The following is a 15,613-nucleotide window of genomic DNA, read 5'->3' on the forward strand; positions in this document are numbered from 1 at the left end:
CTTGTGCCCGGTCGGTTCGCCGACAGCTGAGCCGAGTGCGGGGCGTTCCCGTCACCGGGCCTCAGACCGTGGCCAGTTGGGGGATCAGGTGGAGGGCGTTGTCGTGGTAGATGCCGCGCAGGTGCTCGGGGGTGAGGGACGGGTCCGAGTCCAGGGCGGGGAGGGCCAGGTCGAGGACCGTGTCGGCCGGGGCGGCCGGGTAGTCGGTGCCGAACAGGATGTGCTCGGCCGGGGCGTGGGTGAGCAGGGTGGCCGCGGGGGCCATCGGGCCGGCCGTGTCGTAGTAGAAGCGGCCCAGGTACTCGCGGACGGCGCCGGGGTCGACCGGCGGCTCGCAGAAGCGGCCGAGGGCCTGGAGCCGGTTCGCGATGTACGGCAGGAAGCCGCCGGCGTGCGGCAGGACGACGGTGATGTTCGGGAAGCGGTCCAGCGTCCGCTTGCTGATCATGTTGATCGCGGCGCGCGTGGTGTCGAGCAGGAAGTCGCACATGAAGTTGGGGATACCGGGCACCGCCGCCGCACCGGGCGGGCAGCCGGGCAGGTTGTGCGGATGGGTGTCCACCACCGCGGAGGCCTCGTCCAGCTCGTGGAACACCCGGTCGTAGGACGGGTCTCCGAGGTAGACGCCGCCGTGGTTGGCCGTCACGTTCACGCCGACCGCGCCGAGCTGTCCCAGCCCGTGGCGCACCGCCCAGGAGGACGCCTCCTGGTCGTCGAGGAAGAGCGGGACGTAGAAGGAGAACCGGCCGGGGTGCGAGGCGGCCGCCTCGATCATCGACTGGAGCGTGATGGTGATCGCCTTGCGCAGCTGCGCCGACGAGTGGTAGCGCGCGGGCAGCATCGGCTTCAGGACCGCGGTGGTGATGCCCGCGCGGTCCATGAAGCGGATCGCGTCCGCCATGTCCAGCTTCGCCCACGGCGGCAGTTGGGCCGCCTGGATGAGTCCCTGGCGCACCGCCCACTCCCGCCACTCCGGGGCGCAGTAGTGGTGGTGCATGTCGATCCGTGCAAGGCCCGAACGCGTCTCGGGCCCGCCCGGGATGGCCTCGTCCTGGGCCGGGGAGGCGAGTTCGGCGGTGCCCACCGCCGAAATCTGCAGCTCGTCCGCCGGCATGCCGAGGAGGGGCAGTCCGGAGGTACTGGGGGTGTCCGCCATGCCGATGCACCGTCCGTCGGGTAGGGGTGGGGGGAGGGGTACGTACCGTCAGTTGCCGGAGGGCACGGAAGCCGGGGGAGGGGGGACCGAGGCGATGACGGAGGCGATCGTGTCCGCCGTGTGCTCCCCGTGCGGGCGTGAGGGGTCCAGGACCAGCCGGAGGCGTTCCAGGCCGCGGAAGGCGGCCATCCGGCCCTTGACCCAGGCTCCCTTGGCGTCTTCGGCGTCCTCCAGGCGCATCTCCGGGAACTCCCGGAGGAGGGAGGAGAGGGCGACCTCGAGCTCCAGTCGTGCCAGGGGTGCGCCGAGGCAGTAGTGCGTGCCGTGGCCGAAGCCGAGGTGGGTGCTCTGCAGGCCCTCCCGGGTGACGTCCAGGACGTCCGGCTCCTCGAACTTCGAGGGGTCGCGATTGGCCGAGGTGATGGCGATCTGGACGAGCGAACCCTTCGGGATCAGCGTGCCCCGGATCTCGGCGTCCTCGGCGGCGTACCGGAAGGTCGAGGTCTCCACCGATCCCTCGTAGCGCACCATCTCCTCCACGGCGGCCGGGATCAGCCGCGGGTCCGCCTTGAGCCGCGCCAGCTGCTCGGGGTGGAGCAGCAGGTCCAGCACGCAGTTCCCGATCTGGTACGCGGTGGTCTTGTGGCCGGCGAAGAAGATCACCCAGAGGGAGGAGAGCAGCTCCGCGTCGTCCAGTCCCTCCTCCGCCCGGACCAGGTCGCCGAGGAAGGAGTCGGTCCGGTGTTGCCGGGTGTGGGCGATGAGCTGGGCCAGCCGGTCCTGCAGCCATTCCTCGGCAGCCTTCAGTTCGTTCCGCAGCCCCGGGTCGAACCGGGCCCGCGTGACGATCGAGAAGTGCTCCAGGATCTCCGGACGGTCGGCCTCCGGGATGCCGATCAGCTCGCACAGGACGGCGATCGGAAGCGGGAAGGCGAGCTGTGACATCAGGTCGACGGCGTTCCGCTTCCGGCATTCCGCGAGGAGGTGCTCGGTGATCTCGGTGACCCGCGGCCGCATCTCCTCGACCCGGCGCGGGCTGAATGCGCTGCGCAGGGAGCGGCGCAGCCGGGTGTGACGCGGCGGGTCGGAGTTGAGCACGTTGTCGTCGAGGTCGTCGAAGAAGCTGCCGTACACGGCGTGGTAGACGTCCGCGCCGGCCCGCAGGTCCTTGCTGAACCTCGGGTCGGACAGGGCGTCCCGGGCGTCCTCGTAACGGGTGATCAGGTACGTGTCGACCCCGTGCGGAGGGGTCAGCCGGCACACCGGTGCCTGCTCGCGGAGGGTCGCGTAGGCGGTGTGGGGGCAGGTCCGGTACTCCGGCGCGCCTCTGGACACGGCCGCCACGAGGTCGTCCAGCGAACCGCCGCACGGGTTGCCGGCCGTCGCGTGCGGTGTGTGCTGGGTCTGCTGCGTGTGCTGCGTGTGCTGCGTGTGCTGCTGGTGTTCCTGCGCCATGGTCCGCGCCCTCCGGGTACTCGGGTTCTCGCGGACACAGCGGTTCCCCGCGCCCCGGGACGGCGAAACGGTCCGTGGGGCGTCCGGGTGACGCCGGGTCCGGCAGGCCCGTTCGGCGGTCCGCCATCCGGGGGCGACCGGGTGGTGACCCCCGCCGGAACGGGGAACAGCTGCCCGTGCTGCCGGCCGTCTCCTCCGCCATCCCCTGCTCGTCGTCCGTTGCCCGTCGCTCGCCGTCCGCTCAGTCCGGCCGGCCGCCCCCAAGGAGTCCGCGCATGGTCCGTCATCTCGCCCTGACCCTCAGCACCGCCGCCGCGATCGCCGTGACGGCCGCGGCCGCTCCCGCCGCGGCGTCCGCCGGCGCAGGCCGCGCCGGCACCGACCAGGTGAACGCCGCCCTGCAGCTCACCGCCGTCTACCGGGCAACCGCCCCGTACCTGCTGCACGCCAACGCGGTGAAGGCCGGGTACGTCCCGGACAAGTACTGCGTCACCGACCGGGTGGCGGGCACCGGCTCGCTCGGCTACCCGCACTTCAACCACTCGCTGGACAACTCCCTCGACCCGGCCAAGCCCGCAGCCCTGTACTACGAGGACGACGGGCGCGGCGGCAAGCGCCTCACCGGGGTTCAGTGGGTGGTCTTCGACCGCGACCAGAACCCTGCGACGGACGACGACCGGCCGTCGATGTTCGGCATTCCCTTCAAGGGTCCGCTGCGCGGGAACTTCCCCGGCCAGCCGGTCCACTACGGGCTGCACCTGTGGCTCTGGAAGAAGAACCCCAAGGGGATCCACGAGACCTTCAACTCGGCGGTCACCTGTCTTCCCGGTACGACGCGGCCGCTCAAGCCGGCGGCCTGACCGCAGGTCCGACCCGCGCGGTCGGTGTCGGAGGTCAGGGGCCCTCCAGCAGAGCCAGGCCCTGCCGGGTCAGTGCGTGCCGCACCGTGTTGCGGTGCCGCACGCTGGAGACCAGGCCGGCCTCGCGCAGCACACCGGTGTGCTGGCTCGCCGAGGACGGCGAGATGGCGAGCCGGCGCGCGAGTTCCGTGGTCGTGCAGCCCCGGTGCCCCAGTACGGCCAGGACTGCGGCCCGGGTGCCGCCCAGCAGTGCCGCCAGTGCCTTGTGCGTACCGGCGGCGGACCGGGGCGGTGACCAGATGGCGCGCAACTCGGCCGGGTTCCGGGGCGGACTGAAGACCAGCAGCGCGGGCCCGTCGTCGGGCGGAGCGAACAACTGCGGCACCGGCCCGCAGAACAGCGAGGGTGCCAGTACGAGCCCGCGGCCGCCCAGCCGGAACTCCTCGTGGGGCAGGCCGCGCCAGGACACGTACCCGGGCACTTCCAGGGCGGGTGGCTCCCAGCGCAGCGCGGGTGCCAGGCTGCGCAGCGCCGCGCTGATCCCGTCGGTGACGATCAGCCGGCCCAGGAGGCCGGTCTGATCGGCCAGGTACTGCTCCGCCCGATCCCAGTACGGGGCCAGGGTCGCCCGGTGATGGTCCGCCAGTGCCCGCGCCAGCCTGGCGACCGAGGCGCCGTCCGCAGCGGCGGCGTCCAGCCAGCGGGGGCGTACCCCGTCCAGTGCGGGGGACGGCGTCAGCTCCGACCGCAGCAGCCGCCGGGGGGCGGCGCGGAGCCGGTCCACGCCGTGCTCGATCGACTCCGCCGGCCCGACCGGCGTGAACAGATCGATGATCCAGCGGCGCGGGTCCGCCAGGAACGGCGCGAGCTCGCGTGCGTCCGCCGGGACCAGGGGTCCCACCCGCCGCCGCCACGCGTCGAACAGGGCGCCTTCGTCCCGCCGCCGCAGGGCCCGCAGGCTGAGCTGGCTCTCGGCCAGCGGGCCGAGCACGGTCACCCGGGTGCGGGCCAGGTCCTCCAGGGTGAACAAGACGCGCAGCATCCAGCCCCCCGTTCCCCGTCCAATGGACCGGCCACCCCTGACCAGGGACATTCAGCTACGCCTGCACGTCGTTGTCGAGGCTGTTCCCGGACAGGGATGCTCGTGCCCGAAGCCGAACGGAGCCGACGAGGAGGAACGGCAATGAACGGATGGAAACCGGCAGGAATACGAGCAGTGATGGCGGCCACCGGCATGGCCGCGGCGATGCTCACCGTCACCGCGGCGCCCGCTGCGTTCGCGGCCCCGGCGCCGCTGGACGACTGCAGCCAGGCGGCCCCGACCCGGGCGGACAACCCCGGGACCAGCACCCACTCGGCGCTGGCCGCAGCGCCGTTGCGGATGGGCCCGTACGGCACCTGCCACAAGCTCCAGACCTATGCCAAGGGCAGCAGCATCACCGTCCGCTGCTACATCACCAACTCCTACGGCAACACCTGGTCCTACGAGCCCGGCGCGGGCTGGATCTGGGACGGGCACCTTTCCGGCGGCGGCTCGCCGTACCCCTGCGTGTTCTGAGCGCGCGGGCGGGACGGGGGAGCGGGGGACACGGGGGAGCGGGGGGAGCGGGGGGAACGGGGGTACGGGGGAACGGGGAACGGGGGATACGGGGGTACGGGGGTACGGGGAAGGCGGACCGGGTCCTTCTCAGGGGGCGAGTGCCTGAGGAGGACCCGGTCGCCGGTAGGGGCTGACCGGCGCGTCCGGGTCGGCTCGGGCCGAAGACGTCGAGGTCCTCGTCCACCCGGGCGAGCAGGGTCAGCGGCGCCGCGCCGCTGATCTTCTCGACGGCGCCGCGGATCCGCCGGGCCCGGGCGGTCGACCGGCGCCGGCGGGAAGCAGCCGGACCTCGTGGCCGTCCGGGAGCTGCGGCGGCTTGCTCCACCAGTGGTCGTACCGGCTGTACACCAGGGGCTCGCGGTCGGCCAGGAAGGCGGTCAGCGCCGCCGCCTCCTCGGCCAGCCCCTCCCAGACACCGTCCGGCAGGCGGTGGAAGGCGGTCGCCTCGATCCCGCCTTCGACCGGCCGCCACACCCCGGCCACGTACCCGTCGACCAGCAGGGCCGGCAGTACGTCCCCGTTGCGGCGGATGACCAGCGGGCGGTAGTCGGCCGGGAGGACCCGGCCGCGGTCCGCGTGCGCCAGGAACACGCTGTCCCACATCGCCATCAGCCGGGGCGGCGCCGGCACTTCTGCGTCGGGCCGCGGCGCGCCCGGGACGTCGAACAGCTCCTCCCCGTCCGGGCCTGCCAGCCGCTCCAGCCCGCCGGACAGCGCGGCCAGGGCCTTCCTGGCCCGGCCCCGGCCGACCAGCGCGAACTGCGCCACGTCCGCAACCGAGGCCGGCCCGAACCCTTCGAGGTAGCGCAGCACCAGCGTCCGCAGTGAGGCGTCGGACACCTCCGCGTCCGCCACCGTCGGCGCCACCGGGGGAGCGACGTAGGCCGGGCGCTCCCCGAAGGACCACGGCGCGCCGGTGGGTGCGTGCAGCAGTGGTGTCAGGTGCCGCAGCCCCCACCAGGCCCCCGGGCCCGGCGGCCGCCCCAGCCGGGGTTCCACGCGCTGGTGCAGCCACTGTTCGTACTCGGCGTTGGTGCGCGGACGGTCGGCGAAGGCGAGCACCTCGGGGACGAGCGCGTCGCCGTCCTGCGCGGTCAGGCCGGAGGCGGTGAAGCGGTCCCCCAGCCGCGCCGCCCGCACGGTCGGCTGTACGGCCTCGCGGAACGCCCGGTAGTCGTCGGCGTGGACGGCGTGCAGCGTGATGCGCATCAGCGTGGACTTGACGACGCTGCGCCCGGCGAAGGCGGCGTCGAGCTCGGCCGGGTCGAATCCGGCGAGGCGGTTCCACAGCGCCACGTAGGGCGAGGCCGGCTGCTGGGCCTGGAGCGCTACCACGCGCCGGACCGCCTCGGCGGCCCCGAGCGGCTCCCGCCGCAGCAGCAACTGCCGTGCGAGTGTGGCGCGGTTGAGCGCGCGACTGGTGACCCTCATGCCTCGGCCCGCTTCGTCTTCGTGTCGGAGTTTCCGCTGACTGGTCCGGTCACCCTAAGGGGCGGGTCTGACAGCGGTGCTCGTGGTCCCGGATCCACCGCGCCGGAGAGAGGCCTCTGTGGGGTGGGTCGGCAGGGCGGCCGGGAAGAGTACCGGCGCGGGCGCAGCACGAGGCAGGGGCGGCGGTGTCAGTGACGCGTCGTACCGTTCCGGTCATGGGGATGTATCTCACGAGCGTGGCCGGGGCGGACTGGACCGATCCCGAGGAGGGCGGCTGGGCGGAGGTGGCCTGCGCGCTGGACGCTGAGCTGGCCCGGCGTGGGCTTCCGCCGTTCCGGGCGGCGCGTGAACCGGTCCGGTTCGAGGAGAAGTTCGTCGGGCGGGCGGACGGGTTCGGCGAGCTCTGCCGTAGGGTCCTGGGCGAGGAGGCGGAGCAGTTCGGGGACTGGACGGTGCTCGTGCCGGTCGCCCTGCCCGGGCGGCTGCGGGTGCCGTTCGAGACCTCGTACGACGACGAGGCCGTGCTCGCCGGCGCACCCGAAGTGCTGCGCTCGGCCGAGCGGTTGGCGGCGGCGATCGGCCTGCCGCCGGAGCTCGCCGACGCGGGGGAGGCGCAGGCGGTTCGCGCGGAAGCCGGTGCCCTCCGGCTGGCCGGGTGGTTCCTGGACGGCGGCGCGGAGCGGCCGGCGGCCGGCGGCCCCGGGCCCTGGAGCGCGGACCTGGACACCGCCTTCCTCGTGGCGCTGTACCTGCGCGCCGCGCGTCACGCCATCCGCCACGGCTGCCCCCTGGCCTACACCTGAGGCACCCTCACCCCGGTCCGCAACGCTGCCGCCGATCTCGAGCTCTGGCGCGAGGAGGACATGGCGGAGTTCCTGCCCGGTCCGGTGGGGGCGAACCCGGGGGAACTGATTCCGGTGGCCTCGGCCACGACGGGCGAGGCGACCTTCCTCCGCATTCCCGACGGCCCCTCGTCGCGCTGGCGGGTGATGGTGCAGGAGTTCGACAGTCCGTCCTGGACCCTCTACGAGATGACGTTCAGTGAGTGGCTGCTGGCTTATCTCAAGGGCAGGAACGTGATGTTGTGCTCTCGCGACCGCGCGCCCGACGGCGCCTTCTACGCGATCCTGCCCTGAGACGACCGCAGCGGTACCTGCTGTCCCGGTGGTGGCAGGAGGTGCCGGTGGGGCTCCCCCTATGCGAGGGCGTGCGGGGTGCCCGCGACGAGGAGCGTCACCAGGTGGTCGAGGGCCTCCTGTGCGCCCTCGGCGTCGACCACCGTCTCCGGCGCGGCCCGGGGGGCGGCCCGGCGCAGTTCGATCCAGCCGAGATAGGCGGCGTACGCTGCCACGGCCCGGCGGCGGGCGTCCGCGCCGGGCAGACCCAGGTCGGCGAACACGCGCGTGAGGTAGTCGAGCCGGGTCCGGGTCACCCGGTCCAGGACCTCGGCGACGGCCGGATGGTCCACCTGCGCCACGATCGCTGGCTCCAGACCGGCGATCTCCTCGTCCCCGAGCGCCACCGCGAACAGCGCCCTGGCCCGCTTCAGCGGGTCCGGTTCCGCGCTGACCTCTTCGATGACCTGGCCGGTCGCCAGCCGCTCCCAGGTCTCCAGGGCGGCCACCAGCAGGGCGTCCCGGTTCTTGAAGTGCCAGTAGAAGCTGCCCCTGGTCACGGCCAGCTCCTTGGCCAGCACGTCCACCGCGACGGCTGCGACCCCGCCCCGGGCCAGCGCCGTGAGCGCCGCCATCGTCCAGTCCTCGCTGGTCACTCTCCCCTTGGCCATGTTCCGTACGCTACTGTATGGAACATCCATACAGCACTGTATGGATTCTGGGGGAAGGGGATCGCCATGCACGTCAGCACATCCGGCACCTCGAAGAGGGCCGACAAGCGGGACGGCAGTGGGAACGCTGGGAGCGGTGGGAGCGGTGACGGTGTCACCCGTGGTGCCGCCGGGGCGGCTGCCGCCGGGATGTTCGCGGCGGGGGTTCTACACGCCGCGTGGGTGTTCACTCCGTGGCCGCTCGGCACCCACGCCGAACTCGCCGAGGTCGTCGTGGGAGTGACGGAGGATCAGCTCCCGTCTGTCCCGCTGACCCTCGGCGTCGCCGGGCTGCTGGCCGCGGCCGGATACCTGGTCCTGAGCGGCGGCCGGGCGGCCCCCGTGGTCGGGCCCGAGAAGCTGAACCGGATCGGTCTGTGGACGGTGACCGGAGTGCTCGCCGCGCGCGGGGCCGGGGGGCTCTTCCAATCCGGCCTGGGGCTGGGGCAGGCCCCGGACTCGTACCGGTTCTGGGACCTCGCGCTGTACTCACCCCTCTGCCTGGGCCTGGCGGGTCTGACCGGCTTCGTTGCCCGCCGCACCCGTACGCGCACCAGGGCCCGCGCGCGTACGGCGGGCTGACCGGCGGACAGGGTGGACTGGGTGGACTGGGTGGACTGGGTGGACTGGGTGGACTGGGTGGACTGGGTGGACAGGGTGGACTGGGTGGACTGGGTGGACAGGCCCGTTCCGTTCCTGTTCCGTTCCCGTCCCGTCTGATCGGGCCGGAGAGGGACGGGCTGTGCCATGGCCCGCGGCGCGCCGACCGGTGGTTGACGCGGAGCCTGCGCTGCACGGGCCGGTTCAGGGGCCGCCGGCCGGCGCGGGGCGGCCGTCGCCGCCGGTGCCGGCCGTGATCCGGTCCAGGTCGGCCTGCAGTTCGACCAGCCAGGACACCGCCGCGTAGTAGCGGCGCGGAGCGTTGGCGGGTTCCGGCGTGCCGTCCGCGTCGGTCGTGCCGTCCGCTTCCTGTCGGATCCGCTTGCCCGGCGGCAGGAGTGCGTCCAGTTCGTCAGGGGTGTCGGGGGCGTCCCCGAGGGGGTCCAGTACCGCCGACATCAGCAGCATGCGCCCGGCGACCCGGTCGCCGAGGGCCGTCAGGGCGGCAGCCACCTCCGGTTCCAGCGGCGGTGTCGGAGGCGGTGTCGCGGGCGGTGTCGGAGGTGGTGCGGGCGGGTCTCCGGGGCCGCCCGGTGCGGCGGTCCCGACCCGGCCGGCCGCCCCGAGGGTGTCGGCGGTCCCGGTCGGGCCGGGCGCCTCGGGCATGTCGGAGGTCCCGACCGGGCCGGCCGCCCCGAGCGTGTCGGCGGTCGCCCCCACCGGTGCGGTCGCCGGGACGCCGCTCGGTGGGACCTCGTCCGGCGGGGGCGGCAACAGCAGCCGGTTCGCACCCCACAGCGCGTGGTGCCCGGTCATCAGCGCGGCCTGCCAGTCCAGCCGGCGCAGCCCACCGTCCGGCCCCGACGCGCCCGGCCAGGGATGGACCAGCCTCGGTTCGCTCTGGAACTGCGCGAACGCCGAGTCGGCCAGGACCACCAGGTGCCGCAGCGCCCGCAGACCGGGCGGATCCCGCCGCTGCTTCATCGACCCGGTGACGATCGCCGCCGTAGTGATCACCACCACGGCAGCGGCGCACCGCATCAGCTCCGCGTTCGACCGCCCCACCTCGTCCTGAGCGCCCCGCGGCCAGGCCAGCAGTGCGAACACCGACCCGATCGCGCTGCCGATCAGGACGTCCAGCAGCCGGAACTCGGCCAGCTGCCAGGTCACCGGCGACAGCTGCGCGAAGACCATGGAGATCAGCACGGTGAACAGGCCCTGCGCCCAGCCGACCCCCTTCACCGGCCCCACCGTGAACGCGCCCATCATCAGCACCGGCAGCGCGACGGCGTACACGTCGACGTGCGACCCGAACAGGGTGAGCAGCCCCGCCGCGACGACCGCTCCGGCGAAGGTCCCGACCAGCGCCTGCCGGACGGTGGTGCGCGTCGCGCCCACGGTGGTACGGGTCAGGGTCAGCGTGGCGAGCATCGCCCAGAAGCCGTGCGGCAGCGTGTCCACGCCCGCCACCACCCGGGCTGCCGCCAGGGCCAGGCTGATCCGTACCGCGTTCTGGAAGAAGACCGACCTGCGTCCGGCATGCCCGGCCACCCGCCGCCACCACAGCTGGGGAGCCCGCATGCCCGCGTACCAGAACCGGCCGACGGACGGGTCGGGCGCCGCGGCCCGTCCCCCTACGCCGATGAGGGCCGCGGTCGACAGCACCAGCGCGGAGTCCGCCACTTCCAGCAGGGCCGCGTGCCGGCGCAGTGTGGCGGGGGCGCCCGGCCCGGCCGTGTCCGCCGCCAGCACCGCGCGCACCCGTACGAGCTCCGCCCGCGCCGACCGGGACGCGGATCCGCGCCGCAGAACGCCGGCGGTCTCCGCGGCCGACGCCTCGACGGCGCGCAGGACCTGTAGGTCGATCCCGGGATGTGCCACGACCGCTGTCGTGCCCCCTGCTACGACCGCCGCCGTGCCCGCTGCCGCGCTCGCTCCCGGCCCGATGGCCGTGGCCGCCCCGTCGGAGGGTCGGGCGGAGGGTCGGCCGGAGGGTCCGTCGGAGGGTCCGTCGGAGACTGCGCGCGACCGGGGAGGCAGCCGCATCAGCCTGTGCAGCAGGGTCCGGGCCGCCAGCCCGGTGTGGGACAGGCCCCTGGCGCGTACCCCCGGGCCGGCCGGGCGATCGGCTTCCGGCACGTGCGAGGGGCGCAGTGCCTCGCCGGCTGCCGTCGCGGCCGCCGCCGTACCGCCCGTCAGGGCGTACGGCATCCCGGCCAGGTCGGCGGCGCAGCGGGCGGCAGTGTCCGCCGCGCGGGCCGCCAGTTCCCGGTACGGGACGGTCGGCGGATCGGGGAACAGGAAGGCTTCGGCAGCGATCAGCAGGACGAGGCCCACGGTCGTGCCGGCCAGCCGGTCCCCGAGGGTGTCCGGGGCGTACGGAGGGAAGGACGGCAGGATGTAGAGCAGTTGCAGGCCCGGTGCCGCTCCGGCGGGGCGGGGGCCGCCGACGGCTACGAAGGCCAGGACGAAGCCGATGACCAGCATGCCGGCCACGGCGGTCCAGGTGCGGACGGCGAGGAAGGTGCCCGCGGTCACCAGCAGCAACGACGCCGGCAGCAGCTGGGCCACCACCACCGCGCGTTGCCGCCCGCTCCCGGGGATGCGGGACAGGCCGGCGAGGGCCACCGAGCCGAACAGCGCGTACGTGGCGCCGACCGGCCGGTCCAGGCCGTACAGGAACAGGTAGAAACCGACCCCGGCGGCCAGCGTGACCCGCGCCGCGCGGCGCGCCGCGGCGGCGTAGGCGGGGGGCAGCCGCAGGCGGCCCCGCGCCCGGTCGGCACCCGTGCCAGCCATGACTCCAGGATCGGCCATCAGCCACGGACGGGCATCCCGTCCTTGACTGGTGCCCGACGCTCGGCGAACGTGGCGCCTGACCGTGCCCACCGGACCGGTGGGCACGAGGGCGAAGCCCTGGACCGGGAGGACACCCTTGGGCGAGAACAAGCGCCGCATGCTGGCCGGTGACTGGTACCTCCCGGATGACCCCGAACTCGCAGCCGAAAGCGAGCGCCGCGCCGAACTGTGCGCCCGGTACAACGGGCCACGGCCGTTGCCGTCCGAGCAACGTGACGCCATCCTCCGGGAACTGTTCGGCTCGGTGGGCGACGGAGTCCGGATCCGGCCCCCGTTCCACTGCGACTTCGGGTACCACATCCGGATCGGCGCACGCACGTTCGTCAACTTCGGTGCGGTCTTCCTCGACACCGCCCCCGTGACCGTCGGCGCCGACGTCCAGATCGGTCCGAACGTCCAACTGCTGACCCCTGCGCACGCCCTGGACCCGGACCTCAGGCGGGCCGGCTGGGAACGCGGCTTGCCCGTGACCATCGGCGACAACGTCTGGCTGGGCGGCGGTGTAATCGTCTGCCCGGGCGTCACCATCGGCGAGGACACCGTCGTCGGAGCCGGCTCCGTGGTCGTCCGGGACCTCCCGCCGCGCGTGCTGGCCGTCGGCAATCCGGCCCGAGTCGTCCGCGCCCTCGGCCCGGCGGAGTCGGGCCCCGGCCGCCCGTCGCCGGAGGCGCCGTCCACGAAGCCTTAGGGCCCGGCCGGCCGACCACTGCGCATTCGGGTCCGGGCCGGCCACCACCGGGTCCGGGCCGGCCACCACGCATTCGGGTCTGGCCCCAGCTCCACCCCACGTGGATCATGGGCTCGGAGATCGACCGACCGACCAGGAGGTACGTCGTGCCCACCGCCCCGAGTTACGCCTCAGGCCCGTCCACGGTCCCGCTGCTGGGCGACACCATCGGCGGCAATCTCGACCGCACCGCGGCGGCCTTCCCCGACCGCGACGCGCTCGTCGAGACGGCCACCGGACGGCGCTGGACCTACGCCGAGTTCACCGCGGACGTCGACGCCCTCGCCCTCGGCCTGCTGGACCTCGGCATCGCCAAGGGCGACCGGGTCGGCATCTGGGCACCCAACCGCGCCGAGTGGACCCTGGTCCAGTACGCCACGGCGAAGATCGGCGCGATCCTGGTCACCGTCAACCCCGCGTACCGGTCACACGAGCTCGCGTACGTACTGAACCAGGCCGCCGTCCGCCTGCTGGTGGCCGCGGACCGCTTCAAGACCTCCGACTACGCCGCGATGATCGAGGAAGTGCGGCCGGGCTGTCCGGAGCTGGAGTTCACGGTGCTGCTCGACGGGCCGCGGTGGACGGACCTCCTGGAGCGCGGCCGCGCCGCCGACCCGGCGGCCCTGGCGCGCGCCGCGGCGCAGACCGGACCGGACGATCCGATCAACATCCAGTACACGAGCGGCACCACGGGATTCCCGAAGGGCGCGACGCTCTCGCACCACAACATCCTGAACAACGGCTACTTCGTCGGCGAGCTCCTCGACTACACCGAGCAGGACCGGGTGTGCATCCCGGTGCCGTTCTACCACTGCTTCGGCATGGTGATGGCAAACCTCGCCTGTACCAGTCACGGTGCCGCGATGGTGATCCCGGCGCCGTCCTTCGAACCGGCCGCCACCCTGGCCGCCGTGGAGGCGGAGGCCTGCACCTCGCTCTACGGCGTCCCCACGATGTTCATCGCGGAACTGGCCGAGCCCGGCTTCGAGGGCTACGACCTGAGCAGCCTCCGCACCGGCATCATGGCCGGCTCGCCCTGCCCGGTCGAGGTGATGCGCCAGGTCATCGACCGCATGGGCATGGCCGAAGTGGCAATCTGCTACGGCATGACCGAGACCTCACCCGTCTCCACGCAGACCCGCGCGGACGACTCCCTCGAACGCCGCGTCTCCACGGTCGGCCGGGTCGGCCCGCACCTGGAGGTCAAGGTGATCGACCCGGCCACCGGGCGCACGGTGCCCCGCGGCGAGCCCGGCGAACTCTGCACCCGCGGCTACTCGGTGATGCTCGGCTACTGGGAGGAGCCCGAACGCACCGCGGAAGCGGTCGACGCCGCACGCTGGATGCACACCGGCGACCTCGCCGTGATGGACGAGGACGGCTACGTCAGCATCACCGGGCGCATCAAGGACATGGTCATCCGCGGCGGCGAGAACCTCTACCCGCGCGAGATCGAGGAGTTCCTCCACACCCACCCCGATGTCCTGGACGTCCAGGTCATCGGGGTCCCGGACGCCAAGTACGGCGAGGAACTGATGGCCTGGCTCCGCATGCGGGACGGCGCGGACCCCCTCACCGCGGACTCCGTCCGCGCCTACTGTGCAGGCCGCCTCGCCCACTTCAAGATCCCCCGCTACGTGCACGTGGTCGACGCCTTCCCGATGACCGTCACCGGCAAGATCCGCAAGGTCGAGATGCGCGAAATGGCCTCCCGCCTCCTCGCGGACGGGGCCTGACGGACGGCGGACAGCACGTCCCGGCGCCGGCGGGGGCATCGTTTGACGCCGTCGTCCGATGTGCCGGCCGCGCCGGTCCGGTCTGCGGGAATCGGGCGGAGGGGGCACAGTGGCGGGCGTGGACAGGGATCTCGACGCGGTCGCGGAGGAGCTCTACGGGCTGCCGCCCGCGGAGTTCACGGCGGCGCGGAACATCCGCGCCGCCCGTGCCCGGACGGCCGGTGAGCGCGAGCTCGCCGCGGGTATCGCGGGGCTGCGGAAGCCGTCGGTCGCGGCGTGGGCGGCCGGGCAGCTGCCCAGGAAGCGGCCCGAGGAAACCCGGCGGCTGCTCAGCCTCGGCGAGGCACTGAGGGAGGCCCACCGCACCCTGGACGGCGTACGGCTGCGGAAGCTCTCGCACGACCAGCACCGCGTCATCGGCGCGCTGGCGCGGACCGCGGGGGACCTGGCCGCGGCGGCGGGCCGGCCGGTCAGCGGGGCCGTGGTGCAGGAGGTCGAGCAGATCCTGCACGCGGTGCTGGCCGACGAGGCCGTCGCCGCGGAGTGGGCGGCCGGCCGGCTGGCGCAGCGTCCCGAGACGGCCCTGGGCTTCGCGGGCTTGGAACCGGCCCCCGGAGCCACCCCGTCCCCGGCGCCACCGCCCGCCCGCCCGGAGCCGCGGACCCGGCGGGAGAAGTCGCAGCCGCGGAAGGCGCAAGAGCGGGAGAGCCAGCGGAGGCTGCGGGCGGCGCAGGCGCAGGCGGAGCTCGTTCGGGCGCGGGCAGAGGCCGAGAAGCTGGAATCCGGCCTGGCCGCACACGAGGAGCGGCTACGGAGCACCCGCGAGGCGGTCTCCGCGGCCGAGCGGGAGCTGCGGGCCGCGACCGACCGACTGGACGCGGCCCGCGCCGCACACGCCGAAGCGGCCAGCCGCTACGACGAAGCGGCCGGCGAAGCCACGCGTGCGCGTGCTCGCGCCGAAGCCGCCGCCCGGAAGGCCGAAGCCGAGGAGATCCGTGACACGGATGAGTGAGGGTGGGGGAGGGGTGACGCCGCGGTGAGGGCGCGGGGAGAGGGCCCGCCGCTCCGTGCTACCGGCCGCCGAACGTGCCGTGGCACAGCCGGGTGATCGCCGGGTCGGTGACCCCGTGGGACGACCGGCACAGCTGGGCCATGTCGACACGTCCGGTACGGGGCGCCGGGGCCTGACGCCTGGGCTTGGGCTTGGCTTTGGCTTTGGCCTCGGTTTTGGCCTTGGGTTTCGCCGCCTTCGGCTTCGACCGGTGCTCGTGTCCATGCTCGTGTCCGTGTCCGTGCTTGTACCGGTGGTCGTGTCCCGACCGCGGAGCCTCCGGAGGCTGGTGGGAGAGGCGTTTCCGGGGCGC

The 15,613-nt window shown here is 73.7% G+C and carries 14 protein-coding genes; 8 read left to right on the forward strand and 6 right to left on the reverse strand.

Translation table 11 applies throughout. From position 1 onward, the window contains the following. Nucleotides 1-61: 61 nt before the first annotated feature. The gene (locus AC067U_RS17200) at nt 62-1,156 is read right to left on the reverse strand and encodes an amidohydrolase family protein (RefSeq protein WP_478830506.1); all 1,095 of its coding nucleotides are present in this window, start codon (nt 1,154-1,156) and stop codon (nt 62-64) included. A 48-nt stretch (nt 1,157-1,204) separates the two neighbouring features. Beyond that, nucleotides 1,205-2,611: a cytochrome P450 family protein gene (locus tag AC067U_RS17205; RefSeq protein ID WP_478830507.1), complete on the reverse strand. Its 1,407-nt coding sequence runs from the start codon at nt 2,609-2,611 to the stop codon at nt 1,205-1,207. Nucleotides 2,612-2,886: 275 nt separating this feature from the next. Between AC067U_RS17205 and AC067U_RS17210 the strand changes: the two genes are divergently transcribed. Further along, nucleotides 2,887-3,471: a hypothetical protein gene (locus tag AC067U_RS17210; RefSeq protein ID WP_478830508.1), complete on the forward strand. Its 585-nt coding sequence runs from the start codon at nt 2,887-2,889 to the stop codon at nt 3,469-3,471. Between the two features lie 34 nt (nt 3,472-3,505). Here the strand turns inward: AC067U_RS17210 and AC067U_RS17215 are convergent, their stop codons facing one another. Then, complete coding sequence (locus AC067U_RS17215; RefSeq protein WP_478830509.1) at nt 3,506-4,513, reverse strand: ArsR/SmtB family transcription factor; 1,008 nt, start codon at nt 4,511-4,513, stop codon at nt 3,506-3,508. A gap of 141 nt (nt 4,514-4,654) precedes the next feature. On the opposite strand from AC067U_RS17215, the gene AC067U_RS17220 reads away from it, so the two are divergent. Next, nucleotides 4,655-5,029, forward strand: coding sequence for a hypothetical protein (locus AC067U_RS17220; RefSeq protein ID WP_478830510.1), 375 nt, complete (start codon nt 4,655-4,657; stop codon nt 5,027-5,029). Between the two features lie 240 nt (nt 5,030-5,269). Here the strand turns inward: AC067U_RS17220 and AC067U_RS17225 are convergent, their stop codons facing one another. Next, the gene (locus AC067U_RS17225; RefSeq protein ID WP_478830511.1) at nt 5,270-6,502 is read right to left on the reverse strand and encodes a winged helix DNA-binding domain-containing protein; all 1,233 of its coding nucleotides are present in this window, start codon (nt 6,500-6,502) and stop codon (nt 5,270-5,272) included. A gap of 215 nt (nt 6,503-6,717) precedes the next feature. On the opposite strand from AC067U_RS17225, the gene AC067U_RS17230 reads away from it, so the two are divergent. Next, nucleotides 6,718-7,305 (forward strand): hypothetical protein, encoded by a 588-nt coding sequence (locus tag AC067U_RS17230; RefSeq protein ID WP_478830512.1) that lies wholly within the window; start codon nt 6,718-6,720, stop codon nt 7,303-7,305. A 60-nt stretch (nt 7,306-7,365) separates the two neighbouring features. Then, a complete protein-coding gene (locus tag AC067U_RS17235; protein ID WP_478830513.1) occupies nt 7,366-7,638 on the forward strand; it encodes a hypothetical protein in 273 nt (90 codons plus the stop codon). Between the two features lie 59 nt (nt 7,639-7,697). On the opposite strand, the gene AC067U_RS17240 is transcribed toward AC067U_RS17235, so the two are convergent. Next, nucleotides 7,698-8,288 (reverse strand): TetR/AcrR family transcriptional regulator, encoded by a 591-nt coding sequence (locus tag AC067U_RS17240; RefSeq protein WP_478830514.1) that lies wholly within the window; start codon nt 8,286-8,288, stop codon nt 7,698-7,700. Nucleotides 8,289-8,354: 66 nt separating this feature from the next. Here AC067U_RS17240 and AC067U_RS17245 point away from each other — a divergent pair, with 66 nt between their 5' ends. Beyond that, entirely contained in the window at nt 8,355-8,909 is a 555-nt protein-coding gene (locus AC067U_RS17245; RefSeq protein ID WP_478830515.1) for a DUF3995 domain-containing protein, read from the forward strand. A gap of 222 nt (nt 8,910-9,131) precedes the next feature. Here the strand turns inward: AC067U_RS17245 and AC067U_RS17250 are convergent, their stop codons facing one another. Beyond that, a complete protein-coding gene (locus tag AC067U_RS17250) occupies nt 9,132-11,726 on the reverse strand; it encodes an FUSC family protein (protein ID WP_478830516.1) in 2,595 nt (864 codons plus the stop codon). Nucleotides 11,727-11,862: 136 nt separating this feature from the next. Here AC067U_RS17250 and AC067U_RS17255 point away from each other — a divergent pair, with 136 nt between their 5' ends. From AC067U_RS17255 to AC067U_RS17265, 3 genes are all read left to right on the forward strand, one after another. Then, nucleotides 11,863-12,474 carry a sugar O-acetyltransferase gene (locus AC067U_RS17255; RefSeq protein WP_478830517.1) on the forward strand — a complete coding sequence of 204 codons (612 nt, stop codon included), beginning with the start codon at nt 11,863-11,865 and terminating at the stop codon, nt 12,472-12,474. Between the two features lie 146 nt (nt 12,475-12,620). Beyond that, entirely contained in the window at nt 12,621-14,249 is a 1,629-nt protein-coding gene (locus AC067U_RS17260) for an AMP-binding protein (RefSeq protein WP_478830518.1), read from the forward strand. A 118-nt stretch (nt 14,250-14,367) separates the two neighbouring features. Next, nucleotides 14,368-15,261 (forward strand): hypothetical protein, encoded by an 894-nt coding sequence (locus tag AC067U_RS17265; protein ID WP_478830519.1) that lies wholly within the window; start codon nt 14,368-14,370, stop codon nt 15,259-15,261. The last annotated feature ends 352 nt before the right edge of the window (nt 15,262-15,613 follow it).

The sequence above is a fragment of the Streptomyces sp. NPDC043853 genome, from assembly GCF_056436025.1.